Annotated in this window: 19 protein-coding genes and 1 pseudogene; 12 read left to right on the plus strand and 8 right to left on the minus strand. The window is 68.8% G+C overall.

Going from position 1 to position 24,830, the window contains the following annotated elements; all coding sequences use genetic code 11:
* Positions 1 to 35: 35 nt before the first annotated feature.
* Together NX1_RS12580 and NX1_RS12585 are read right to left on the minus strand one after the other, a co-directional pair.
* Positions 36 to 1,667 (minus strand): peptide ABC transporter substrate-binding protein, encoded by a 1,632-nt coding sequence (locus NX1_RS12580; protein ID WP_084501368.1) that lies wholly within the window; start codon positions 1,665 to 1,667, stop codon positions 36 to 38.
* Positions 1,668 to 1,803: 136 nt separating this feature from the next.
* On the minus strand, positions 1,804 to 2,304 hold the full coding sequence (locus NX1_RS12585; protein WP_245668470.1) for a hypothetical protein: 501 nt from the start codon (positions 2,302 to 2,304) through the stop codon (positions 1,804 to 1,806).
* A gap of 316 nt (positions 2,305 to 2,620) precedes the next feature.
* Here NX1_RS12585 and NX1_RS12590 point away from each other — a divergent pair, with 316 nt between their 5' ends.
* Both NX1_RS12590 and NX1_RS12595 read left to right on the plus strand, forming a co-directional pair.
* A complete protein-coding gene (locus NX1_RS12590) occupies positions 2,621 to 3,931 on the plus strand; it encodes an FAD-binding oxidoreductase (RefSeq protein ID WP_068057930.1) in 1,311 nt (436 codons plus the stop codon).
* 371 nt (positions 3,932 to 4,302) lie between these two features.
* Positions 4,303 to 5,196 carry a PASTA domain-containing protein gene (locus NX1_RS12595; RefSeq protein ID WP_169812225.1) on the plus strand — a complete coding sequence of 298 codons (894 nt, stop codon included), beginning with the start codon at positions 4,303 to 4,305 and terminating at the stop codon, positions 5,194 to 5,196.
* 19 nt (positions 5,197 to 5,215) lie between these two features.
* Here the strand turns inward: NX1_RS12595 and NX1_RS12600 are convergent, their stop codons facing one another.
* Together NX1_RS12600 and NX1_RS12605 are read right to left on the minus strand one after the other, a co-directional pair.
* Positions 5,216 to 6,070, minus strand: a complete 855-nt coding sequence (locus NX1_RS12600) for a class II glutamine amidotransferase (RefSeq protein WP_068057934.1) — start codon at positions 6,068 to 6,070, stop codon at positions 5,216 to 5,218.
* A 175-nt stretch (positions 6,071 to 6,245) separates the two neighbouring features.
* Positions 6,246 to 7,160 carry a cutinase family protein gene (locus NX1_RS12605; protein WP_084501370.1) on the minus strand — a complete coding sequence of 305 codons (915 nt, stop codon included), beginning with the start codon at positions 7,158 to 7,160 and terminating at the stop codon, positions 6,246 to 6,248.
* A gap of 367 nt (positions 7,161 to 7,527) precedes the next feature.
* Here NX1_RS12605 and NX1_RS12610 point away from each other — a divergent pair, with 367 nt between their 5' ends.
* The 4 genes and pseudogenes from NX1_RS12610 (at position 7,528) to NX1_RS12620 (ending at position 12,384) form a co-directional block, all read left to right on the plus strand.
* A complete protein-coding gene (locus tag NX1_RS12610; RefSeq protein ID WP_245668471.1) occupies positions 7,528 to 9,423 on the plus strand; it encodes a hypothetical protein in 1,896 nt (631 codons plus the stop codon).
* Between the two features lie 148 nt (positions 9,424 to 9,571).
* Entirely contained in the window at positions 9,572 to 11,278 is a 1,707-nt protein-coding gene (gene ilvD, locus NX1_RS12615; RefSeq protein WP_068057936.1) for a dihydroxy-acid dehydratase, read from the plus strand.
* Between the two features lie 164 nt (positions 11,279 to 11,442).
* Positions 11,443 to 11,643 (plus strand): annotated as a pseudogene (locus tag NX1_RS35310) (DUF4158 domain-containing protein); the annotation flags it as partial.
* A gap of 27 nt (positions 11,644 to 11,670) precedes the next feature.
* Positions 11,671 to 12,384 (plus strand): class I SAM-dependent methyltransferase, encoded by a 714-nt coding sequence (locus NX1_RS12620; RefSeq protein ID WP_084501371.1) that lies wholly within the window; start codon positions 11,671 to 11,673, stop codon positions 12,382 to 12,384.
* A gap of 607 nt (positions 12,385 to 12,991) precedes the next feature.
* Here the strand turns inward: NX1_RS12620 and NX1_RS12625 are convergent.
* The 3 genes from NX1_RS12625 to NX1_RS12635 form a co-directional block, all read right to left on the minus strand.
* On the minus strand, positions 12,992 to 13,840 hold the full coding sequence (locus NX1_RS12625; RefSeq protein WP_068057940.1) for an acyl-CoA thioesterase domain-containing protein: 849 nt from the start codon (positions 13,838 to 13,840) through the stop codon (positions 12,992 to 12,994).
* A 122-nt stretch (positions 13,841 to 13,962) separates the two neighbouring features.
* A complete protein-coding gene (locus NX1_RS12630; RefSeq protein ID WP_068057943.1) occupies positions 13,963 to 14,697 on the minus strand; it encodes a GTP pyrophosphokinase in 735 nt (244 codons plus the stop codon).
* An 89-nt stretch (positions 14,698 to 14,786) separates the two neighbouring features.
* On the minus strand, positions 14,787 to 15,449 hold the full coding sequence (locus NX1_RS12635) for a TetR/AcrR family transcriptional regulator (RefSeq protein WP_068057945.1): 663 nt from the start codon (positions 15,447 to 15,449) through the stop codon (positions 14,787 to 14,789).
* A 130-nt stretch (positions 15,450 to 15,579) separates the two neighbouring features.
* Here NX1_RS12635 and NX1_RS12640 point away from each other — a divergent pair, with 130 nt between their 5' ends.
* The 6 genes from NX1_RS12640 (at position 15,580) to NX1_RS12665 (ending at position 23,758) form a co-directional block, all read left to right on the plus strand.
* Positions 15,580 to 16,713 carry a VOC family protein gene (locus tag NX1_RS12640; RefSeq protein ID WP_068057947.1) on the plus strand — a complete coding sequence of 378 codons (1,134 nt, stop codon included), beginning with the start codon at positions 15,580 to 15,582 and terminating at the stop codon, positions 16,711 to 16,713.
* Positions 16,710 to 17,648: a fumarylacetoacetate hydrolase family protein gene (locus NX1_RS12645; protein WP_068057949.1), complete on the plus strand. Its 939-nt coding sequence runs from the start codon at positions 16,710 to 16,712 to the stop codon at positions 17,646 to 17,648. The genes NX1_RS12640 and NX1_RS12645 overlap by 4 nt, the downstream gene beginning before the upstream one ends.
* Positions 17,645 to 19,558 carry an acyl-CoA synthetase gene (locus NX1_RS12650; protein ID WP_068057951.1) on the plus strand — a complete coding sequence of 638 codons (1,914 nt, stop codon included), beginning with the start codon at positions 17,645 to 17,647 and terminating at the stop codon, positions 19,556 to 19,558. The genes NX1_RS12645 and NX1_RS12650 overlap by 4 nt, the downstream gene beginning before the upstream one ends.
* Positions 19,555 to 19,911, plus strand: a complete 357-nt coding sequence (locus NX1_RS12655) for a DoxX family protein (RefSeq protein WP_068057954.1) — start codon at positions 19,555 to 19,557, stop codon at positions 19,909 to 19,911. The genes NX1_RS12650 and NX1_RS12655 overlap by 4 nt, the downstream gene beginning before the upstream one ends.
* The gene (gene mhpA, locus NX1_RS12660) at positions 19,908 to 21,452 is read left to right on the plus strand and encodes a bifunctional 3-(3-hydroxy-phenyl)propionate/3-hydroxycinnamic acid hydroxylase MhpA (RefSeq protein WP_068057956.1); all 1,545 of its coding nucleotides are present in this window, start codon (positions 19,908 to 19,910) and stop codon (positions 21,450 to 21,452) included. Before NX1_RS12655 ends, mhpA begins: the two co-directional genes overlap by 4 nt.
* 98 nt (positions 21,453 to 21,550) lie before the next feature.
* The gene (locus tag NX1_RS12665) at positions 21,551 to 23,758 is read left to right on the plus strand and encodes an MMPL family transporter (RefSeq protein WP_068057958.1); all 2,208 of its coding nucleotides are present in this window, start codon (positions 21,551 to 21,553) and stop codon (positions 23,756 to 23,758) included.
* Here NX1_RS12665 and NX1_RS12670 read toward each other — a convergent pair.
* Entirely contained in the window at positions 23,725 to 24,711 is a 987-nt protein-coding gene (locus NX1_RS12670; protein WP_068057959.1) for a GlxA family transcriptional regulator, read from the minus strand. The genes NX1_RS12665 and NX1_RS12670 overlap by 34 nt on opposite strands.
* Positions 24,712 to 24,830: the final 119 nt, after the last annotated feature.

The following is a 24,830-nucleotide window of genomic DNA, read 5'->3' on the forward strand; positions in this document are numbered from 1 at the left end:
CGACGGGGTCGCCGTCGAGGCGCGACGTCGGCGTCTTACTGCTCGGCGATCGTCACCGTTTCCAGGTCGAGGTCACGGAAGGGTGTGACGGTCACGTTGCGCAGGCGCTCCGACCAGCCGGTCTGCACGCCTGGGATCACCAGCGGAACGGCGGGCATGTCTTGGAGGACGAGGCGTTCGGCCTCCTGGTAGAGAGCCCAGGAGTCCTGCTCGTTCGCCGTCGCGTCCGCGCGGGCGAGCAGCGTGTCGACCTGCGGGTTGCTGTAGCGGCCGGTATTGGACGAGCCGCCGGTCCGGTACAAGGGGTTCAGGAAGTTCTCGATCGATGGATAGTCGGCGACCCAGCCGGTGCGGTAGATCGTCCGCATCTGATGCGCGTTGATCTGCCGCCGGAACTCGCCGAGCGTCGGCACCGGCTGGAACCGGCACTCACGGCCGAGGGCGGCGGTGATCGACGAACACACCGCGGTGAGCCACTTCTCGTTGGCCGAATCGACATTGGACGCGATCTCGATCGGCCCCTGAAATCCCGTGCTGTCGAACAACTCCCGCGCCTGCTGCGGCCGGTACTGGCACAGTGCTCCGCATTGGCCGGTGGTGCCGCCGCGCACGGTGGACGGCACGAGACCCTCGGCGGGGATGCGATCGCCGGTGAACACCGTGTCGATGACATGTTGCCGGTCGATCGACATCGAAATCGCCTGGCGTACACGCGGATCGGAGAAACGCGGGTCGTACAGCGGGAAGGTGATCGTTTGCAATCCCGTTCCGGTGCGGGTGAAGTGGCGGCCGGGCAGATCCTGCTTGTAGCGCGCGCCGACCAGCGCGTCGCCAGGCAGCACCTCGAGGAAATCGAGCCGGTTGTTCACCACGTCCGCGTAGGCCCCTTCCAGTCTCGCGTTGAAGCGGAATTCCGCGCGCTCGATGGACGGCTTGTTCGGTCCGGAGTAGTCGGCGTCGCGCCGGATCGTCAGGCTCGAACCCGTTGTGCGGCTGACGAATTCGAAGGGACCGTTGCCGATCGGATGGGCCAGGTACCCGGCGCGGTCGGTGAAGAACTTCCGCGGCAGCGGCGCGAAGGCGAGGTAGCCGAGGCGATTGACGAAGCTCGGCAACGGCGCGGCGAGCGTGATGGTGAACTGGTGATCGTCGACGACGCGCAGACCGCTCATCGTGCGCGTCGCGGGGTTGGCCGAGTGCGCGGCGGGTGCGGCGCCCGGGTCCGGCGCGTTGACCGCGTCGAAACCCTCGATCACGGAGAGGAACGCGGCGCCCTGCTGCTCGTTGGGCGCGTACGCGGTGTAGTTCCAGGCATCGACGAAGCTCTGGGCGGTGACCGGTGTTCCGTCGTGGAAGGTCCAGCCGTGCTTCAGCCGGACGGTGAACACGCGGGAGTCGTCGGTTTGGATGGATTCGGCCACGGCATTGCGCGGAGCGGCGGTGCGCGGGTCGTAGTCGACCAAGCCCTTGAACATCGTACGAAGGATCTTCGATCCACCGGCGTCGGTGGTGTCGCCGGGAACCAGCGGGTTCTCCGGCTCGGTCGTGTTGAGAGTGAGGAGACCGGTGTCCCGGTCGTGGGAGTTCGTGTCCGCGCCGCAACCCACCGCGCCGAGAGCCGTGAGACAGGCGGTGGCAACGCTGAGCACGAGTAGAGATTTCCGCATCGGGTACTGCCTTTCCTGCGTGATGCCGGGCGCGCGATCGATTGCCTATCGCCGATTGCGCCCGGATTCAGTGCAGCAGCGCCGTGCGTTGACCGTAATATGCTGTGCGGCAGGACAATCAAAACCGGTCAAATGTTCAGGACTGTGTCGCGGTGAAGCCGATCCACATCGCGCACCACCAACAGGCCTGGGAGACAAAGGCGGTCACCACACCACGCAGGACGAGCCCGCCGCTCAATCGAGGGCCCGCGGCGACCATGCGCCGTTCGAGCGCCATCGCCTGTACCCCGTTGACGAGCAGCATCGCGACCACAGCCAGTTTGACCCGCGTCGCGACGACCTCGAATCGGGGTTCGAGCAGCATCCCGCTGCCGACCAATCCCGCCAATCCGACCCAGATGGGCAGGTGCAGCCGGCCGATGTCGCGCAGCATCTGCGCCGTGCTCACCCGCCCGGCCAGCCACAGCAGGGCCGAATAGTCGCCGACCAGCACCGCGCCGAGTCCGACGACCAGCGCCGCCAAGTGCACGAACAGCGCGAGGCGATGCAGCTCGGGACTCACCTCGACGCGGCTCGACACCCAGATCGCGCCCGCGAGAAACCCACTCGCCGACAGCGCCGCGAGTGCCAGTGCCACGGCACCGCCGCTTCGAGTCGCTACAGCTGCTTTCCCGACGTCGGTGGACATGACGCCCCGTCCTCTCTCCAGGCGGACCACATGTCAGCCAGTGGACCAGGCGCCGCGATTGACCTCCGCTCCTTCGGTCAACCGCCCGTCAATCAACCCAAGCCGTCGAGACTTGGGGCCGCGATTTCCCCCTCTGTCACAGTCTTCCGCCCTGCCTCGTCATATCGGTACCGGGCGCGCTGCAGTTTCCGGCGCGCCTAATTCCGGTTGGCGCGGCGACCGCGCCAACCGATTTCTCGGTACGACTGAAAGTTAGGAAACGCCAATGTCTTTCGAAGTTCTACGCGATGCGGTGCGTGGCCGGGTGCTACTGCCGGGTGACGAGGCATTCGACGGCGCCGCACGGCCGTGGAACGTGACGGTCACCCAGCCGGTGGCCGCGGTGGTGGAGGCCACCGACGCCGCCGATGTCGCCGCCGTGGTCACCCACGCGGCGCGGGCGGGCGTGCCGGCGGTGGCACAGCCGACCGGACACGGTGCGGCCGGGGGCATTTCGGAGGCGATCCTGCTGCGCACCGGGCGGCTCGACGGCATCGAGATCGACGCCGGACAGCGGATCGCGAAGGTCGGCGCGGGCGCGCAATGGGGTGCGGTGCAGGCCGCGGCCGGTGCGCACGGGCTCACCGCACTCGCGGGCAGCAATCCGGTGGTCGGGGTGACCGGCTACACGCTCGGCGGCGGTCTGAGCTGGTTCGGGCGCAAGTACGGCTGGGCCTCGGACGCGGTGCGCGCCTTCGACATCGTCGACGCGACCGGCGCTGCGGCGCGGGTGACGGCGGAGGACGATCCGGAGCTGTTCTGGGCGCTGCGCGGCGGCGGCGGAGACTTCGCCGTGGTGACCGGCATGGAGTTCGACCTCTTCCCGGCGCCCGGACTCTTCGGGGGCCGGGTGATGTGGCCGGGCACCCGCACCGCGGAAGTGTTCGAGCTGTTCCAGCGGCTCACCTCGGACGCGCCCGCGGAATTGTCGGTGTGGTTCCACCGTTTCCAGTTCCTGGACGCACCGCCGATGGTCGCGTTGGACGCCGCCTACCTGGGCGACCTGGAGGCGGGCCGGGAGTCGCTGGCCGCGCTGGACGCGATCGGCGGCGCGATCACCGACACGCGCGGCGCGCTTGCGGCGGCCGACCTCGGCGCCATCACGGCCGAACCCACCGACCCGAGCCCCTCGCTGTCGCGCGCCGAACTGCTCACCGCCCTCGACGACGCCGTGGTCAAGACCGTGCTGGAAGGGCCGGTGGCCCCGCTGGTGGACATCCAGATCCGCCACCTGGGTGGCGCTTTGGCCGTAACCCGTCCCGACGGCGGCGCCTGCGGTCCCGTCGCGGAGCCTTACCTGCTGTATCTGCTCGGCCTCGGCCTTCCGCATCTGGTCGACGCGGTCGAGGGCCGCCGCCGCGAGATCGTCGACGCGCTCGGCGGCAGCATCAGCGGACGCAAGCCCTACACCTTCCTCACCCCGGAAGAGACCGCGGCAAGCGCGTTCGACGCGGCCACGCTGGCGCGGTTGGGGGAGATCAAGCGGGCGCGCGACCCGCAGGGCGTCATCCGGGCGAACTACCCGGTGCTTGGATAGGGAATCGGCCCCACCGCAGAGCCCGGCGAACACAGGCCGCGGACCACCGTCGTCTCGCGGTCCGTGAGCGCCCGACGGCAGGAATAGTCGCCGCGACCGGGCGCAACGCCGATATCGGGTCCACCTGGGCCGCAGAGTAATTCGGCGCTTCCGTGACCGTTTTCTTGGCGGCGGACGCGTCGGCGGCGAAAGTTGCCCGGCGGCGCGGTTACGGAGCGGAGGTCCGCCGCGGCCGACCGGCTCCGCGTCCGCGTCGTCGGCACGGAACCCGAAGGCGGTCGCAGAAAGGCTCTGGGCGAGAATCCATTACGCTCTCGGCGGTTCATGCCGAGTCGGCAGGATGGCTGGGCACCCCACCGGGAGGAATAGACGTGAGCATCGAGCAGGACCGGGCACGGGGAGCGGGAGCCGGGCGGCAGCGCTTCGATCGGAAGAGCGTGACGCGTGCTGCCGCTGCGTTCGCGGCGACCCTCACCGTGCTGTTGACCGGCTGCTCCACCGGAAGCTCCGATACGGCAACAGCTCCCACGGCGACGACCACACAGGTGCCCGCCGCACCCGCTGCCGCGGCGACCCCTGGCAAAAGCGCGAAGCCAGCCGATACCGCCGAATATCGCCAAGATGACGACGGATTCGGACGAGCAGGCTACTTCTTCACCTCGCCCAGTGGCGCGTTCTCCTGCGCCATCTTCGATGCGTCGGTGAGCGCCTACGGCACCCCTGTCGGAGCGGCCTGTCAGGGCCGTGCCGCCACGCCCGCCGGAGCGCAGGGCTGCGCGAAATCCGAAGGGCTGCAAGCTCCGGTCCCGGGACTGGGAGTGGGTCCGTCGGGGACCACCTTCTTCTGCAACGTGGGTTCACCGCTGTTCACGACCACCAGCACGGTGCTGCCCTACGACTCGTCGCTGACCGCCAACGGCTACACCTGCCATTCCGCCCAGAGCGGCGTGAGTTGCCAGGAAAACCTGAACGGCAAGGGATTCCGGGTCTCGCGCGAATCGAGCGCGCTCACCCTCGATGGCGCACAACGGCAGGGGGCGTCGGTCACGGTGCCCGATGTGCGCGGTGAGCGGCCCGCCGCGGCGGAGAATCTGCTGACGAACGCCGGTCTGACGGCGAAGATCATGGGCGGCACCGGCCGCGGACCGCGCGGCGGCCAGTGCGTTGTCGCCGAACAGGAGCCCGCGGCGGGCACGAAGGTCGCGACCGGCGCACTGATCACGCTCACGACCCGTGAGATCGGCTACGAGTCCGGGATCTGCTGAGTTCTCCGGTCGCCGGGCGTCAGCGATGCATCTGCGATTCGGCGGCCTCGGCGCTGAGGTCGGACAGTGAGAGCGGATGGGCAGGGGGACCGTCGAGAATCGTGGTGCGGTGGACGCGCAGTTCCCGGTCGACGTGGAGGAGTTCGCCGGACGGCACGAGTTTCCAGTCGGCATCGTCGTCCATCGGCTCGCTGGCCACCACCACGATCGGGGTATGCGCCGGATCGGTCGAATGGACCCGGACGGTTCCCTTGCTGCCTCTGTGCGCCAAGTGCTCGCCGGGTTCGCGTTCCAGCACGTAGAGGTCGTGTGTACCGGGGTAGCGCAGCGCCCACAGTTCGGTGGCGGTGGTCAGCAGCAGGTTGATCGCGAAGATCGGGAGTTGGTCGGCGATCCAGCGCGCGGCGTCGGTGATTCCGGCGGTGACGTCGCCGCCGTGCGCGTCGATGTGTTTGGTGATCAGCGCGAAGAAGCGTTCCGAATCGGTTTCGCCGTTGACCAGGTCGCGATACCGGCCGAGTTCCTCGTCGAGCTCGGAGAGCTCCTCGATGACGCCGTTGTGGGCGAAGATTCGCCCGTGCTCGGTGAACGGGTGGGTGTTGTTCGGGGTGCGGGCGCCGGTGGACGCGTGCCGCACGTGCGCCAGGAAGGTCGCCGACTCGCGGAGTTTGGCTTCCACCGCGAACTGCCGGTCCTCGTAGGCGGCCAGCGGCTGTTTCTCGACCAGCGGCCGTCCCGCGGTGTCGAAGGTGCCGAGCCCGGTGCCGTCCGGATTCGTCTCGCTCTGACGATCCAGGCTGTCGGAGGCGTCGAGAAGCCAGAAGGTCGCCTTGACCCGCTGCGGTGCGGCGGTCATTCCGAAAAGTCGACACATGCTGGCCTCATCCCTGCGCCGGTCGCATCGAATGATCTTGCCCGTGACGAGTCGAGCCTAGCGCGCGGACGCGGCCGGATCGTGCCGGATTCGTACGACCGTTGCCGATGGAATGGCGCCGGGAACGCGGAACGCCGGGCAGAGCCGCTGCTCCGCCCGGCGTTCGATGAATGGCCTAGCGCAGGGCCAGTCCGACCAGACGCTGGCGCAACCAGGTGAGCGGAGTCGCGCCTCCGGGGGCGATCCGGTAGGACGGATAGCTCTGGTGAGCGCCGGACGCGAGGAAGTCGTCGATCTGCCGCTTGCGTTCCTCGTAGGCCGAGTTGTTGAGCTGGTCGTGCAGGAGTCCGAGGCCGCCCGCGGCGAGGGCGTCATCGATGAGCTGACCCGCCTGCTCCTGATAGTTGCCGAACAGGGAGGGGTCCGGATTGGAGATCTGGGCGAAGAATCCGGCGATGCGAGCGGCGAAATCACCGTCTGGAGTCGCGCAGTACAGGTCGCCGGGGGCGCAGAAGGTGTAGGTGTGCGGGGTCAGCCAGCCGAACCCGCCCAGGCGCGGACCGCCCGCTCCGGCGCCGGGCACCGGGGGACCGATGAGGGTGTCGGTGGGGGAGCGTCGTGGGTCGGCGATCAGCCCGACGAGGTCGACCCGGTCGGGCGATACCACGCCGAGTCCGGTGCCGATCTCCGCGGCGAGATCGCCCGCGGCGTCGGCGCCTTGGCTGTAGCCGAGCAGCGCGAATCGCGTCGACGCGCAGCGCTGGGCCGTCTCCGCGATGAGCGAGCGGGCTCCATCGACGGCTTCACGCTTGGACCGGCCGTACACCTCGCCTTCCCAGGGGAACGCGGTCGCGGTGTAGGCGACGTAATCGGTCCAGACGTCGCCGGGCAGATCGTCGGCGACGGCGGCCAACATCCCCTTGCCCGGTTCGGCTTTCGAGGTCTCCCAGGTGCCCGGAATCGCGACGACATGGACGGCAGGGCATTTCGGTGGCGTCGCCTGCGCGGTGGTGGCGGCGGCGCCGGAGGTCAGGACGGCGGCGACGGTCGCCGCCGCGCAGGCTGCAGTGTTCGTCCATCGAGGAAACATGGCGTACTCCGTGTGTTCGCTGCGGGCGAGGACGATGGCGCTCGGTGCGAGCGCCGGGTGTCTTGTCTTTCAGGTAGGCACGAATTCGTCGGAAAACGTCCGGGGCGGACAGACAATATTGTGGCGGAAAATTCCGGTTGTGCACGGCGATGCTCGACGATTGCCGCACCGTGTCGAACAGAGCGCCCGAAACGCCCAGGTAGGACGGACGCTCAGCGGGCCCGCCGTGCGCTCGCCTCGGCCACGCGGCGGCCGCACGACGGGCACAGCGCGGGCGGTGGGGTTTCGGGCAGACTGAGCCAGGGAATCCGATGGGCGATTTCCGGACCGGGCACGGGAAGCACGATCGCGAACAGGAGCGCAGGCGATGACCGACGGCGTTCGCACGCTCGAGCGGGTGCGGCCGGTCGAGTCGGTGCGGCAACGGAGATTTCCGCCGCTAAGGATCGACGAGTGGGCGCGCCGGTTGCGTGCGGCGTCGACCGCAGGCCCGCGTGCCGTGATCTTCGTGGCTTGCTGCCTCGTCGTCGCCCAGCTGGCGCTGCGCGGCTGGATCGCCGGTCGCGGCTACTTCTACTGGGACGACCTCGTCCTGGTCGGGCGCGCGGGCCGCTACGAGCTGCTGTCCGCGGACCTGCTGCTCTACGACCACGACGGACATTTCATGCCGTTGGCATTCGTGACGGCGTGGCTGGTGACCAGAGCGGCGCCGCTGGTGTGGGCGGGTCCGGTGATCTCGCTGATCGTCTTGCAACTCGCGGCCTCGCTCGCGGTGTTGCGGATGCTGATCGTCGTGGCGGGCAAGCGTCGCGCGATCCTCGCGCCACTGGCGCTCTATCTGGTGTGCCCGTTGACATTGCCGGCGTTCGCGTGGTGGGCCGCGGCGCTGAACGCGCTGCCCTTGCAGTTCGCCCTCGCCTGGGTGGCCGGTGACGCGGTGCTGCTGGTGCGGACCGGGCGTCGCCGGTACGCGGTGTCCGGGATCGTCGTGCTGGTCGTCGCGCTGCTGTTCTTCGAGAAGTCGGTGGTGGTTCCGTTCGTCGCGTTCGCGGCCGCCGCGCTGACGCGGCACGTGGACGGTCACCGCGGTGTCGTCGGCACGGTCGCCCGGCGCGGTGCGGCGCTGTGGATCGGTTGCGGTGTGGTGCTCGCGGCCTGGCTCGCCGTCTATCTCAGCGTCGTCGACGTCGCGGCCGTCCACGGCAGCGGACACGATGTGAGGGAGCTGTTGCGCAGCGCCACGTCGCTCGGTGTCGTGCCGGCGCTGTCGGGCGGGCCGTGGGTGTGGGAGCGATGGCTGCCCGCCACTCCATGGGCGGCGCCGCCGGGCTGGGCGGTGGCCGCGGCGTGGGTCGTCCTCGGCGCGCTGGTGATGATCGCGCTGGCCGCGCGCAGGCGGCTGGCGGCGGTCTTGGTGGCGGTCGCGGTCTACGTGGTGGTGGCGCAGCTGCCGCTGGCGGTGATCCGCAGCGGTCCGCACACTGCCACCGAGATCATGCAATCCCTGCGGTATCTGGCTGATGTCGCGGTGGTGATGGCCCTGGCCGGGGCGCTGATGATCCGCGCGCGTTCTCGCGAATCCACTCCGTATTTCTCGATGCTTCGGCCTGGCTCGCGACGCTTCGCCGCGCCCGCGCTTGCGGGCCTCACGGTGGCGTTCGTCGTGAGCAGCCTGTGGTCGTCGTGGACCTTCGCGCGATCGTGGGCGGTGAGCCCGACCCGGACCTACCTCACCAATGTCACCGCCGCGCTCGGCGCACAGGACGCGCCGTTGCTGGAGCAGGAGGTGCCATGGGAAGTCTTGGCGCCCTACGCCTATCCGCGGAATCTCGCAGATCGGGTGCTCGCTCCCGTCGCGGCGCCCGGCGCGTTCGCCGACTCGACTCCCCGGTTGCGCATGATCACCGACACCGGCGAGATCGTGGACGCGGTCGTCTGGTGGAACCGGCACATCCGTCCCGGCCCCGATCCCGCGTGCGATTACCGGATCGCGGGTTCGACGTCGGTGGAACTCCCGCTCGACGGTCCGATGCTCGACAACAACTGGACGGCGCAGCTGAACTATCTCGCCGATCGGGACGGTCGCATCACGGTCGGCCTCGAGCACGGCCGACCGGTGGTCGTCCCGGTCGAAGCCGGGCTGCACACCGTGTTCGTGCGCGTCGTCGGCGGCGGATCGATACTCCGAATCGGTTCCTACACAACAGGTCTCGGGATGTGCATCGGCGTGGGTCCGGTCGGCGTCGCCTCCTACGACCGCTGAGATTCTCGCGTCCCACGAAGTCGTCGCGGACATAACCGGAAAGCCATACAACGACCTCGCCATGGCCGCCGCCGCATTCGCCCGCGATCGACGGCGGTTCGGCGTGGTCGCCGACGGAATCGGCGCAGAGCGGGGATGATGGGGAATCATGTCCGAGAATCCGAAGGTTTCCGATCTGAAGCCGCGTAGCCGTGACGTCACCGACGGCCTGGAGAGGGCCGCCGCGCGCGGGATGTTGCGGGCGGTCGGCATGGGGGATGCGGACTGGGAGAAGCCGCAGGTGGGGGTGGCGTCCTCGTGGAACGAGATCACCCCGTGCAATCTGTCGCTGGAGCGGCTCGCCAGGGGATGCAAGGACGGCGTGTTCTCCGGTGGCGGCTACCCGATGCAATTCGGCACCATCTCGGTGTCCGACGGCATCTCCATGGGACACGAGGGGATGCATTTCTCCTTGGTGTCGCGAGAGGTGATCGCCGACAGCGTCGAGACGGTGATGCAGGCCGAGCGGCTCGACGGCTCGGTGCTGCTGGCCGGCTGCGACAAGTCGCTGCCCGGCATGCTGATGGCGGCGGCCAGGCTGAACCTGGCGAGCGTGTTCCTGTACGCGGGGTCGATCCTGCCGGGGATCGCGAAACTGTCCGACGGCAGCGAGCGCGAAGTGACGATCATCGACGCGTTCGAAGCGGTCGGCGCGTGCGCTCGCGGGTTGATGAGCCGCGCGGACGTGGACGCCATCGAGCGCGCGATCTGTCCCGGCGAGGGCGCGTGCGGCGGCATGTACACGGCCAACACCATGGCCAGTGCTGCCGAGGCGCTCGGCATGTCGCTACCGGGCAGCGCGGCCCCGCCCGCGACCGACCGCCGCCGCGACGGTTACGCGCGGCGCAGCGGCGAGGCGGTGGTGGAGCTGATCCGGCAGGGCATCACTCCCGCCGACATCCTCACCAAACCGGCCTTCGAGAACGCCATCGCGGTCGTCATGGCCTTCGGCGGCTCCACCAATGCCGTATTGCACCTGCTCGCCATCGCGCACGAGGCGAACGTCGATCTGACGCTGGACGATTTCGCCCGCGTCGGCCGCCGGGTGCCGCACCTGGCGGACGTGAAACCCTTCGGCAGGCACGTGATGACCGACGTTGACCGGATCGGCGGCGTGCCGGTGATGATGAAGGCGCTGCTCGACGCCGGGTTGCTGCACGGCGACTGTCTGACCGTGACGGGCCGGACGGTCGCGGAGAACCTTGCCGAGATCACCCCGCCGGATCCCGACGGCAAGGTGATCCGCGCGATGGCCGCGCCGATCCATCCCACCGGCGGCATCACCATCCTCAGGGGGACTCTCGCGCCCGAGGGGGCCGTGGTCAAGTCGGCGGGCTTCGAATCCGACGTGTTCACTGGAACGGCAAGGGTCTTCGACCGCGAACGGTCCGCGATGGACGCGCTCGAGGACGGCACGATCACGGCGGGCGACGTGGTCGTCATCCGGTACGAGGGCCCTAAGGGCGGTCCCGGGATGCGCGAGATGCTGGCCATCACCGCCGCCATCAAGGGCGCGGGCCTCGGCAAGGACGTGCTGCTGCTGACCGACGGGCGATTCTCGGGCGGCACCACGGGGCTGTGCGTCGGGCACGTCGCCCCGGAAGCCGTCGACGGCGGCCCCATCGCGTTCGTGCGCGACGGCGACCGCATCCGCCTCGACGTCGGCGCGGGCACCCTCGACGTGCTGGTCGACGACAGCGAACTCGCCCGCCGCCGCGAGGGCTGGAAACCGTTGCCGCCCCGCTACACCCGCGGCGTCCTGGCGAAGTACACGAAGCTGGTGGGCTCGGCGTCGGGCGGCGCGGTCTGCGACTGACGGGTCGGTCCGCGACCGCTTTCTCGGCCCACAGTCCTCCTCCACGTCACCGCGGTCGATCGCCGCCTCGCTCACGGCCACAGGGGTCGAGGAACATCCGGGAGGAAGGTCACGCTAGGCCGAAAAGGTGAATCATGTTGCTGTGCTGGTGATTTCATGTCGGCGTGAGTGATCGGGTGTTGCCCGGATACGGGCGTTTCGGTGCGTTGTCCCGTGTGGAGCTCGAACGGTTCTGCTACCTCGATGATGAGGACCGGCGATTGATCGCGGACCGACGCCGCGACTACAACCGCCTCGGGTTCGCGGTCCAGGCGGTCACGGTCCGCTACCTGGGAATGTTCCTGCCCGACCCGATCGCGGCCCCGTCCGAGCTGTCGAGGAGACCGTCGTAGTTGGCTGTCGGGGGCGGGTTTTCGTGTTCGCGGTGCGGATGTGGCGGGCCCGCGACCTGGCACACCGCTGACGCCGTCACTGTGCGCAGCCACTACACCGAGGCCCGGCTCGCCGCCTCCGGGCACACCCAGTACGTCATCCTGGGTGCCGGTCTGGACACCTTCGCCTACCGTGCAGGCGACGACATTGCCGTCTTCGAGGTCGACCACCCGAGTACACAGCGGTGGAAACGCGTCCTGCTCGCGGACGCGGGAATCGCGACGACCGGTGTCGAATTCGTCGGCGTGGACTTCGAAAACGATGCCCTGGATGAACAATTGGCGACGCACGGCTTCGACCCGGCCCGTCCGGCGCTGGTGAGCTGGCTCGGCGTGAGCATGTACCTCACCGCACCGGCCCTCTCCGCCACCCTGGCCGTCCTGGGCCGCTGTGCGCCCGGCACCGAACTCATCATGGAATATGCGCTGCCCGCCCACCTCCGCGACGAACGCGGTGCCGCATACGCCGAACACGCTCTTGCCGCCACCACCGACCTCAGCGAACCCTGGCACAGTTTCTTCGCGCCGGAGCAACTGTCGGCAATGCTCGATACGCACGGATTCGCAATCCTCGAGCACCGCTCCCAGCGTGAGGCCGTCCCACCGGCCATGTGGCAGCGCACAGACGGCCTGTGCCCCGTCGACCTGTGCCGGTTGGTCCGCGCGAAGGTGTGAAACCGCTGAAAGGCCCACACAGCGAGCCGATCCGGCCGGTACCGGCGCCGATGATCTGCACGGTGACCGGTGGTCCCCCAGGGCGGGTTGCCGCAGGCCGCGCACGGAGGTGTGCCCGGACAGCTTCATCAGCACCGGTGTCGACGCGCCTTCCTCCGCTGCATGGGTCAGCCGGGAACGGCGCAGCTGGTGCAGCGTGTAGGGGGTCCGGTTCCGAATCCAGCAGCGCCACATCGGTATCGGCTGCGAAATCGGCGCCAGCGCCATCGCGTAGGTCGCGCGTATTCGCAACCGTGATCGTGTCCAGGAAGATCCGCACCGCATCGGCCAACCGCACACCGGTGACCGGCCGCGGCAGCATCCGCACTCGCCCCATCACACCTCCCGAATCCGCTACCGCAGATAGTTTCCCGAGTCGCCGATGCGCGGAATGCCCATAGCGCCAGGACCTGGCGTGACTTTTCTCGTCAATGTTCCCGGACCCCGCCACCAGCTGGGTCAGGCGATCAGCTCCCGCAGGCTGTATCCGGTCGAGTCCTCGGGCTTCTTCGACGGGCGCTCGACTCTGCCGTCTACGCCGACCCGTGTGCGGGCCCGCGTTTCGGCGTCAGCGCGATGCCCGTGGCTGGTTGCCGTTGGTCCAGAACGCTTGCAGGTCGACCGCGCGCTGGGCGTTGGCCAGCCCGCAGACGGTCGCTGTGCCGAAGACGCCCTCGCGATCGAAGACCACGGCGCTGCCGACGGAGATGCCGTCCCGCTCGGCCCGGTCGGTCGCGGCGAATCCCAATTCCATGGACCGCGGCAGGCGCACCAGGGCCAGGGTGACGTCCGGATTGATGAACTCCAAGCCGTTGGCGCCGAGGTTGGACACGACGTTCATCACGTCGGCGACACCGGCCGCGAACTGGAACGGCGTGATCTGCTCACCCTCGACCACGGGCACCGCGCGATGCCAGACCTGTTTGCGCCCGCTGTGCTGCGCCCGTGCCGGGTCGCCCCACCCGATGCCTTCGCTGTAGTACAGACGGTCCTGGTCGGCGGCCATCGGTGTATCGGACGGCGGCGGTTCCGGCTGCGCGCCACCCGACCAGACGGCGCCCGACGGGCTTTCGCTCGGGCTCAGGAACAAGGCGGACGCCCGGGCGACCGGATGGTCGTCCTGACTCAGGACGGCATCGGCCAGGCACAGCCGCTTGCTCTCCCTGACCACCGTGACCGAGGCGACGCACGGCCGCATGCGGGCGGGCCGGAACATATCCAGCGTCCACCGCGTCGGCAGCAGTTCGGGTCTGCCGAGAGCCGCGATCGCGTGCTCGGCCGCACGGGCCAGTGCGCCGCTGACCGCGAGGCCACGCATGTGCCCCTCGCCCCAGCCGCTGCCCGACCAGGGCAGGGGAACCAGCTCCTCGCCGTCCGCACGCGAATTCCGCTGTGTTCGAAAGTATGCGTGGCTCATGGTGCTTCTCCGCTGCGTGCCGTCGCCTCGCTGTCGGTACGTCGGCGAGATCTTCAGGTCAGCGACGGTAGCAGGGGTTCGACGCTCTCGATCACAGGCACCCGAAGCCAGAAGGGGTGGTGTCAGCTGCTCAGGTTGTGTTGCCGCGCGAGGGACTCGATCAGTTCGAGTGGAGCGGGCAGCGGTATCGCGCCCTCCTCGGCGGGGGCGTTGAGGCGGGCGGCGGCGACGCGCTCGTGGAGGTGTTCCATTCGCATGTCGAGCCGGTTCGCGGCGTCCGCGGCGTCGGTGAGTTCGGCGAGCAATTCCTCCGGGATATCGCCGCCGTATTTGTAGTAGATCTTGTGTTCGAGGCTTGCCCAGAAATCCATGGCGATGGTGCGGATCTGGAGTTCGGCGGGCACGTGCTCGACGCGGTCGCTCATGAACACCGGCAGTTCGAGCAGGATGTGCAGGCTCTTGTAGCCGTTGGGCTTGGGGTTGGCGATGTAGTCGCGCACCTCGGTGACGGTGACGTCGGACTGGCTGGTAAGCATGTCGGCGAGCCGGTAGGTGTCCTGGATGAAGCTGCAGGTGATGCGCACACCGGCGATGTCGACGATGTTCTTCCTGATGTCGGTCAGCGTCACCGGGATGTTCTTGCGCTGCAGCTTGTGCAGGATGCTCTCCGGAGATTTCAGCCGCGACCGGACGTGCTCGATCGGGCTGTAGTTGTGGATGTAGGTGAATTCGTCCTTCAAGATGTTGATCTTGGTCATCAACTCGGAGATGACGAATTGGTACGACATCATGAAGCGGGAGAACTCGGTGCGAAAGTGAGCCAGGTCGTCGTCACGCACAATGTTCGGTGAATCCATCACATCCGCATCCCGCTGATTCGAAGCTGCCGTATCCACCTCACAGTGTGCCACCGAGGGCTGAGACGGGGCTGAGCGGCAACCTCGCCTCACGCGGCGGAGTCGCCCCGCGGCGGCGCGTCGAGCGAGGGTAGCGGTCGCGCGCAGATCTCACGCGCTTCGTCGCCGGGCAGGCCGAACATCCGGAGCAGGTCCTCGGTCACCTGGTCGGCGGCCTCGGCGTCGTCGCGTTCGGGGCGGTCGTGCAGCAGCTGGCCGAGGCACAGGGCGGCGCCGGCGACAATGGTCATGGCCAGTTCCGGATCGTTGACCTGGAAGCGGCCCGCACGAACCGCCGCGTCGATGTCGCGACGGGCGCGCGGCGCGAGTCCTCTGCTCGAGCCGGCCAGGTTGAGTCCATCGTTGAGCAGGACCTTGCTCAGGGTGGGATTGCGGCGGTGCAGCCGGCCGGTGAGCCGGAAACTCTGCGCGAATACCTGCGCCGGGTCGTCCACGTCCTCGCACAGCACGTCGAGCAGTGCGCCGTGCCGGTCGAGCGCCTCCTCGACGGCGGCCTGGTACAGCTCCTCCCTGCTGTTGAAGTGGTTGTAGAACGATCCCATGCCGACGTCGGCCGCCTGGGTGATCTCCAGGATCGGCACGTTGAGCTTCCCCTCCGCCAGCAGTGACTGCGCCGCGCTCACGAGCGCCGCGCGGGTCCGCGCCTTGCGGCGCTCGAGGCGGTTGGGTTCGGAGCCGTTCTGTGCGCTCATCGCTGTTCCTCCCGGACGTCTTCGCAGCCATCGTATCTCCTCGGTCAGTATTGACGAATTTGTCAGAACTTCTTGACTGACTACTCGTTCGTGAGTGACGATATCGTCAGTAACTGGAAGGGAGTGGTCGATGAGCGGCCATCACGATGTGCACAGTGGTTTGCACAGCGAGCGCGGCGCGTTGGCGGGCGAGCATCCCGGCCGCGCGGGCAACCCGGTGGTGAAGGTGCTCGATCTGGCGTGGCTGGAGTTCGTGAAGCCCGACCTCGAGCGCGCCGAAGCCTTCGCGCACGCATTCGGTTTCACGACGGCGCACCGCACGGCGGACGAGGTGCGGTTGCGTGGCAGCGATCCCGGCTCGCCCTGTGTGATCGTCCGCCGCGGCCCTCGCTCGCGTTTCCTCGGTCCGGCTTTCCTGGCCGCCGACTCCGCCGACCTGTCGCGGCTCGCGGAGGCCACGGACTCGCGAGTGACTCCGCTGCCGGAGTCGCTTGGCGGGCTCGTGGTCGACCTGGCCGACCCGAGCGGGCTGCGCGTCCGGGTCGTCGCCGACGCGCACGCATTACCGGCGCTACCGCCACAGCAGCCGCACGTGTTCAACATCGGGCGCGAGGTGGTGCGAGTCAACGGCACGCAGCGGCCGCCGCGGGTGCCCGCGCGGGTGCAGCGGCTCGGGCATGTGGTCGTGCAGACGACCAAGTACCGGGAAACGCTGGACTGGTACCTGCGCAACCTCGGCATGATCGTCAGCGACTTCCTCTACTACCCGGGTCAGCGGCAGCGCGGGCCGGTGATGAGCTTCATCCGCTGCGATCGGGGCGCGACTCCGGCCGATCACCACACGCTGGCGCTGACGCTGGGACCGTCCAACCGGTATGTGCACTCGGCGTACCAGGTCGCCGATCTCGATGCGCTCGCCGCGGGCGGCGAATACCTGCGCGAGCGGGGTTACCGCCGGTCGTGGGGGATCGGCCGCCATATCCAGGGCAGCCAGATCTTCGACTACTGGCGTGATCCGGACGGCTTCATGGTCGAGCATTTCAGCGACGGCGACATGTTCGACTGCACACTCGAGCCGGGGTGGGCGCCGATGAGCGCCTCGGGTCTGGCGCAGTGGGGTCCGCCCGCGACCAAGGACTTCCTCGGTCTGACTCCCGGCGCGGAATCGCTGCGGGAACTGCGCGCGATCGCCGGTGCGCTGCGCGAGGACAACGAATTCGATCTCCGCCGCCTGCGCGGCCTGTTGAAAGTAGCCAAGTCATGACCTTTTCCGTTCTCCGCACCGTCGACGCCTGGTGGGTTCGAACGCCCGCCGGTGCGGCACGCATCGATACCGCCGCGACGACCACGCGAGAACTACTCGCCGACCGCGCCGCGATCGCCGCTGCGGCGGAGAGCACGGATATCGTTGCGGTGGAGAGCCTTTCGCTGGTCTCGCCGGTGACCGCGCCGTGCCGGGTGGTGGCGCAGATGACCAACTTCGCCTCGCACGTGAAGGACTCGGGCATGGATCCCGAGACTGTGCCGCTGACCTTCTTCCGCAAGACCTCCGGCTCGATCAGCGGCCCTGACGACGACGTCGTCCGGCCCGCCCACGTGCGGCTGCTCGATTACGAAGTGGAGATCGGCCTCGTCTTCGGCCGCGAGATGCCGGTCGGCTCCGTGATCGGTGCGGAGAGCCTCACCGACTACATCGCGGGTCTTGTGGTCACCAACGACATCTCCGCTCGTGATGTGCAGTTGCCGAAAACGCAGTTTTACGAGGCGAAGTCGTATCCGACGTTCACCCCGGTCGGACCGGCGCTCGTGCTGCTGGACGCCGACGAGTTGAAGCGGTTCACCGATCTTCGGTTGCGGTTGTGGGTCAACGGCGAAGTGCGCCAAGACATGACGGTCGCCGACATGATCTACCGGCCAGTGCAGACGCTGCGCGAGCTGACGCGCTTCCAGCGGATGGACGCGGGCGATCTGCTGCTCACCGGAACGCCGATCGGCACGGCTATCAGCGCCCCGCCCAAGGCGGTGCAATTCATCGCCAATCTCCTGCCGCCCTCGGTCAAGTGGAAGATGTTCTTCCAAGGCCAGGCCAAGAATCCGAAATACCTGAAGGACGGCGACGTGGTCGAGGCCGCGATCGGCACCGACGACGGCGCCATCGACCTGGGCCGCCAGCGCACCGTCGTGAGGTATGCCCGGTGACCGAGACGACGCTCGAGGCCGCGGCCGAAGACCTGCTCTGGCCCCGCTACGCCGGTCCAGAGGACTTGGCCGCCATCGAATCCGTGCCACTGGAGGCGCGCGGTCTGCCCGAATCGACCTACGCCCTGCTCGCCCGCGCGGCCACGCGGTGGCCGGAGCGTGACGCTCTCACGGTGCTGCCCGAGGCGGCGCGCTGGCGGGAACCGTTGCGGCGCAGCTACGCCGAACTGCTCGGCGAGGTGCACCGGTACGCGAACCTGCTGCACGAACTCGGCGTCCGTCGCGGCGACGCCGTCGCGATCATCGCGCCCAATTGCGCCGAGCTGATCCCCGCCACCCTCGCCGCGCAGCTGGCGGGCATCGCCGCGCCGATCAACGGCGGTCTCTCGCGTGATCACATCGCCAAGTTGCTCGGCCGTTCCGGGGCGCGGGTCCTGATCGTCGCCGGGCCCGAGCTCGCCGCCGACAATTGGGCCTCGGCGCATGAGCTGGCCGCGCGAGGACTCGTGGACGCCCTGCTGGTGCTACGTCCTACCGCCGCGGCGGGCCAGGCGCCCGAGCTGCCCGCGATCGCCGGTGTCCGAATCGGCTACCTCGACGAGTTCGCCGCGGAACAGGATTCGTCCCGATTCGTCGGCGACCCGCCCGCGGCCTCGGATCTCGCGGCCCTGTTCCACACCGGCGGCACCACCGGCGTGCCGAAGCTGGCCGCGCACCGGCACTCCGGCGAGGTCGCCAACGCCTGGATGATCGCCGCCAACTCACTGCTCGACGAGGACGCGGTCGTCTTCGCCGCGCTGCCGCTGTTCCACGTCAACGCCCTCGTCGTCACCCTGCTCGCACCGATGTTCCGCGGGCAGTCGGTGGTGTGGGCGGGCCCGCTGGGCTACCGGGACTTCACCCTCTACGCGGAGTTCTGGAACATCGTTGCGCACTACGGGATCGCGGCCATGAGCGCGGTGCCGACCGTGTACGCCGTGCTCGCGCAGTGCCCGATCGGCGCGGACATATCCAGCCTGCGTTACGCGATGGTCGGCGCGTCACCGCTGCCGCTCGCGGTGCGCGAGAACTTCCAGGCGCACACCGGCGTGACCCTGCTGGAAGGTTACGGTCTCACCGAAGCGACGTGCGCGTCGGCACGCAGCTTCCCGGACGCGCCGCGACCGGGCGCGGTGGGACAGCGCATGCCTTACCAACGCGTCGAGATCGTCCGTATCACCGGGGACGGGTCGTGGGTGAAGCTGCCCGCGGGCGAGACCGGTGTGCTGGTCATCAGCGGCCCAACGATTTTCGCCGGGTACGTGATCGGTCGAGACGAGCACGGCCACCTCACCGACGGGCTCGGCACCCTGGTCGACGGCTGGCTGGACACCGGCGATCTGGCCCACCTCGACGAGGACGGCTTCATCCACCTGCACGGTCGCGCCAAGGACCTGATCATCCGCGGCGGCCACAACATCGACCCCGCGACCATCGAGGACGCCCTGCTGGCTCATCCGCGGGTCGCCGCCGCCGGTGCGGTCGGCCGCCCGGACGTGCACGCCGGTGAGGTTCCCGTCGCCTACGTCGTGCTCTCGGCGGGCGCGGACGTCACCGAATCGGAGTTGGCGGAATGGGCCGCCGAGCGGGTGCCCGAGCGCGCCGCCGCACCCAAGACGGTCACTGTCCTCGACGCGCTGCCGGTCACCGATGTCGGCAAGCCCTACAAGCTCGGCCTGCGCGCCGACGCCACCCGCCGCGAACTGCTCGAGGCCCTCGCCGAGACCGCCGGAGTGCGCGACATCACGGCCGAGGTCGCGGACGGCGCGATCGTCGCGACGGTCGAACTCGATCGGTCCGCCGACGAGCAGGAAGTCGAGACCGTCCTCGGCCGCTACGCGATCACCTGGAAAGTCGTGGTGGCGCAATGACAATCGTCTCCACGGTCCTCGCGGGCCTGCTTGCGGCGGAGTTCCTGTTCTTCGGAGCGGCCAAGCTGCTCGCGCTCGCCCCGATGCGCGAACGCGCCGAGCATCTCGGCTTCACGACGACCGCTTACCGGGGAATCGGCGCACTCGAAATCGCCGCGGCCGGTGGCGTGCTGATCGGTTTCGTCCTGCCGTGGACCGGCCTCGCGGCAGGCACGGGGCTGACGCTGCTGATGGCGGGCGCCATCGTCGCCCATCTGCGCAATGGCGACGGCATATCCGACATGGCGCCCGCTGCCGTGACCGCTGTGGCCGCCGTCGGATACGTGGTCGCCCTGGCCGGGATTTCCTCGTGACAGCGCGCACGATTCCGGTCGTGCTCGTCGGAGCGGGTCCGGCCGGGCTCACCGCGGCCACCTTGCTGGCGCAGTACGGGATCGAGTCGCTGATTCTGGAACGGTGGGAGGGGGTGTATCCGCAGCCGCGCGCGGTCCACCTCGACGGCGAGATCCGCCGGATCGTCGACCGGCTCGGCATCGGCGCCGAATTCGACGCGATCTCGCGGCCCGCGCTGGGCTTGCGGTTGCTCGATCCCGATCGGCGAGTGCTGGCGCAATTCGATCGCGATCCGGCCGGTGATCGCAACGGGCATCCGGAGGCGAACCTGTTCGACCAGCCGGAACTCGAAGCGATCCTGCGCGCCAACCTGCGCCGCTACCCGGAAGTGACCTTGCGAAGTGATGCGCAGGTCGTCGCTGTGGTCGAGGAAAGCGATTGCGTACGAGTCGATTTCACTGATCGCGTGACGGGGCGGACCGAATCGGTGTGCGGCCGCTACCTATTGGGCTGCGACGGGGCCAACAGTCTCGTCCGCGGCGCGATCGGCGCGCGGATGCGAGATCTGCGATTCGAGCAGCGCTGGCTGGTAGTGGATATCGCCACGACGGCGGACCTCGGCCACTGGGAAGGCGTCCACCAGGTCTGCGACCCGACCCGCGCCGCCACCTACATGCGCATCGGAAAGGCACGCTACCGGTGGGAATTCCGGCTCCGCCCCGGCGAGGCCGCCGCCGATTTCCGCGATCTGTCCCGGCTGCGACCGCTGATCGCGCCGTGGGTCGGCTCCGTCCCGCCGGAGCGCCTCGAGCTGGTGCGGATCGCCGAATACACCTTCCGTGCCCAGCTCGCCGATCGCTGGCGCGCGGGCCGGATGTTCCTGCTCGGCGACGCCGCCCACCTGACGCCGCCGTTCATCGGCCAAGGCATGGGCGCCGGTCTGCGCGATGCCGCGAATCTCACCTGGAAACTGGCCGGGGTGCTGCGCGGTGAGCTTCCGGACAGCGTGCTCGACACCTACGAGACCGAGCGAAAACCCCACGCGCGAGCGATGATCCGATTGGCGAAGCTCGTCGGCATGACCATGACCGAGGGCGGCGCGCTCGGCAACCGCCTGCGCGGTCTGATCGCACCGAGGCTGCCTCGCGTGCCCGGCCTCACCCACATGATCACCAGCGGCGAATCCCCGCCGCTGCGCCGCTCCGACCTGGTGGTCGCTCCGCCGCTGCGCCGCGGCACGGCCGGTCGGCTGCCCCCGAACGATCGCCTCCCGGACGGGCGACGGGTCGACGACCTCATCGCGGGGCGGTTCGCGATCATCACGACGGTCGACCTGCCGCGGGCCGACGGGCAGCGGATCGAACAGCGCGGCGGCGTTGTGCTTCGCGCGGCGCCGGGGACGGCTCTGCACCGCTGGCTTCGGCGCGGCCGCGCGGCCGCGGCCCTTGTCCGGCCGGACGGTGCCGTGCACAGCTGGGGAGCGAACGCGTCCGCCCTGTGCGCGGCGGCGCCGCGGTTCGCGCCCGGCGATGCCCTCGGTCCGCAGCGGGACGGTTGCTGACCATTGCTACGTTGTTGAGGAAATCATCACTTTTCGTGTTATCGTGCCGGTAGTGCGCTCGTTGCTTCGTCGCAGGGTGACTTGTCGAGAGGATCCGCATGTCTCGGTATCTGTTCGCGCTCGGGCGGGTTGTAGCCCTTCGCCGCTGGTGGGTGCTGGTGATATGGATCGTGCTGCTGGTCGGCGCGGTCGTCTTCGCCCTCGGAACCGGCGGCAAGACGAACGACAACTTCACCGTCCCCGGTACCGAATCGCAAGATGCCGTGTCGTTGCTGCACCAGCGGATGCCCGCCTTCAGCGGCGCGCATATGCAGGTGGTCTTCGCTATGCCCGGTCTGGCCAAGGTGACCGACCAGCAGGTCGCCGGTCAGATCGAGCAGGTGATGACCGGGTTGCGCGGCCTGCCGCAGGTCGCGGCGATCGTCGACCCGTTCCAGGCCAAGGCGGTGTCGCCGGATCAACGTGTCGCGCTCGGCAGCGTGCAATTCTCGGTACCCGCCGGCGAGGTGAGTCAGGACACGCTCGAAGGGGTGAACCGCGTCGCGGATCCAGCGCGGGAAGCGGGACTCGACGTGGAATTCTCCGGCGCGGTCTACCCCGGCTTCACCGCCGAAATCCCGCACACGCCCGAGGTTCTCGGTGTCGTCGCGGCGTTGATCATCCTGCTGGTCACCTTCGGCGCCGCGGTCGCGGCCGGGCTGCCTATCGTCACCGCGTTGATCGGCGTCGGCATCGGGCTCACCGGGATTCTCGGGGTCGCCGCTTTCGTCGATGTGCCCTCGGCGGCGACGTCACTGGCCCTGATGCTCGGTCTGTCCTGCGGCATCGATTACGCGCTGTTCGTCCTGTCCAGGCACCGCCATCACATCGTGCTTGGAATGGCCGCGGCGGAATCGATTCCACTCGCCGTCGGCACCGCGGGCAGTTCGGTGGTGTTCGCGGCGGTCACCGTGATCATCGCGCTGTGTGGACTGACGGTGGCGAACATCCCGTTCCTCACCGTCATGGGCCTGACCGCGGCGGGTGCGGTGCTGGTGGCCATGCTCGTCGCGCTGACGCTGCTGCCGGCACTGCTCATGTTCGCCGGTGACACCGTCGCCAAGTTCATCTCGCCGCCGTTGCACCCGGGACGGCCGGAGGAGATCGCGCGCATCGCGGCCTACGAGCCCGAGCGCACGTTCGGGCACTCCTGGGGGCGCTTCGTCACGAGATTCCGGATCCCGCTTTTGATTCTCGGCGTCGCGCTGCTCGTCGTCCTGGCCATCCCGGTCTCCCGCATGGAACTCGGATTGCCCAGCGGCGCGACGCAACCGGACTCGAGCACCGCGCACAAGGCCTACGACCTGGTCGAGGGGTCGTTCGGCCCCGGTTTCAACGGACCGCTGCTGGTGGTGACCGACCTATCGCGAGCCACCGGCCCTGACGCGGCGCAAACGCTCATGGGCAGGCTGCGACAGGAACCCGGCGTGGCCCTGGTGCAGCCGGCGGGCGCCGGGGACGATCTGATGTCGATCCAGGTCATCCCCGAGACCGGACCCGACGACCCGGCCACCGCCGATCTGGTCACTCGGCTGCGCGACGACCGCGCCGCAATCGAAAGCGGTACCGGGGCAACGTATCTGGTCGGCGGCACGACGGCCGCCAATATCGACACCTCCAACCGGCTCGCCGAGGCGCTGCCGATCTTCCTGGCCGTAGTGGTCGGCCTGGCGCTGGTGTTGCTGACGATCGCGTTCCGCACGATTCTGGTCCCGTTGTCCTCGATCGCAGGCTTCATCCTCTCGGTCTTCGCCGCTCTCGGCGCGCAGGTCGCCGTGTTCCAATGGGGTTGGGGCGCAGAACTTTTCAATGTCACCAAGGCGCAGACGCTGAGCTTTCTCCCGATCATCACCCTCGCCATCATCTTCGGCCTGTCCAGCGACTATCAGATCTTCGTCGTCTCCCGGATCAAGGAGGAACACACCCGCACCGCCGACGCGGTCACCTCGGTGCAGAACGGCGTCGCGCACTCCGCCCGCGTCGTCACCGCCGCCGCGCTGATCATGTTCGCGGTGTTCGTGGCCTTCGCCACCGTCGACAACCCCATCGTCAAACCGTTGGCGTTCACCCTCGCAGTGGGCGTGCTGCTCGACGCCTTCGTCGTCCGGCTCACCCTGGTGCCCGCCGTCATGGCCCTGGTCGGCAATCGCATGTGGTACCACCCGCGCTGGTTCGCCCGGTACGTCCCCGATCTCGACATCGAAGGCGCCGAACTCGAGCACCGAATGGCACCTCACCTCGAATCCGAGGCGTCACCCGTGCGATAGGACGTCCGGTCCGGGTGCTGGGTGAACGCGGCGCGATACGCGCTGGGGGTCAATCCGGTCCGTCGCGAAAGATGTTGGCGCAGAGAGTCGGTCGTGGCAAGGCCGCTGAGGCGGGCGACCTGGTCCATCGGCAGGTCGGTCGTCTCCAGCAGTTCCTGGGCGCGGATGACGCGCTGATGGAGCAGCCATTGGAGCGGGCTGAGGCCGGTTTCCGCGTGGAACTTGCGGGTCAAGGTGCGAATACTGGTGCGGGCGTGGTTCGCGAGGGTGGCGCGAGTGAGCGGCTCGTGCAGGCGGCCGAGCGCCCAGCTACGGGTCGCCGCCAGCGAAGTACCGGTCTCGGGCGGTAGCGGCGTTCGAATGAACTGGGCTTGCCCGCCCGGTCGGACGGGCGCCGCCACCATGAGCCGGGCCGCCGAGTTCGCTATCGCGGCGCCGTAGTCGGTGCGAACCAGATGCAGGCACAGATCGATGCCCGCGGACAGTCCGGCGGAGGTCAGGATGTTGCCGTCCTCGACGTACAGCACGTCGGGACGCAGTTCCACCGCGGGGAAGCGGCGGGAGAACTCCTCGGACTTGGCCCAATACGTGGTGGCGCGGCGCCCGTCGAGCAGTCCGGCCTCGGCGAGGACGAACGCTCCGGTGCAAATCGAGGCTATCCGCTTGCCCGCGGCTACGGAGCGGCGCAGCACCGCGAGGATGCGCGGGTCGATGTCGTCGCGAGCGCCGGTGCCCGTGACGATGACCGTGTCGGCGTCGGCGACGGCTTCCAGGCCGTGCGGAACGGTGATCTCCAGGCTGCCGTTGGTGGCGACCGGCCCGGGGTCCGCGGTGCAGATGCGCACCCGATAACCGGGGGCGCCGTCGATCGACGTCTCGCCGAGCACCAGCTCGGGGATGGACAGGTCGAACGTCGTGGCCGGTGGGACGGCGACAACAGCCACTCGATGCATGGCCCGAACCTCCGGATGTTTGGCATGTGGGTCACTATCGTACGGATCCCCTGTGGCGGAGGCTGATTGGCGCGTCGGCGTGGCTATCGCGCCGGGCGAACACACACACAGAACCAGGA

It is taken from the genome of Nocardia xishanensis NBRC 101358 (assembly GCF_001613365.1).
In the GTDB taxonomy this organism is placed as follows: domain Bacteria; phylum Actinomycetota; class Actinomycetes; order Mycobacteriales; family Mycobacteriaceae; genus Nocardia; species Nocardia xishanensis.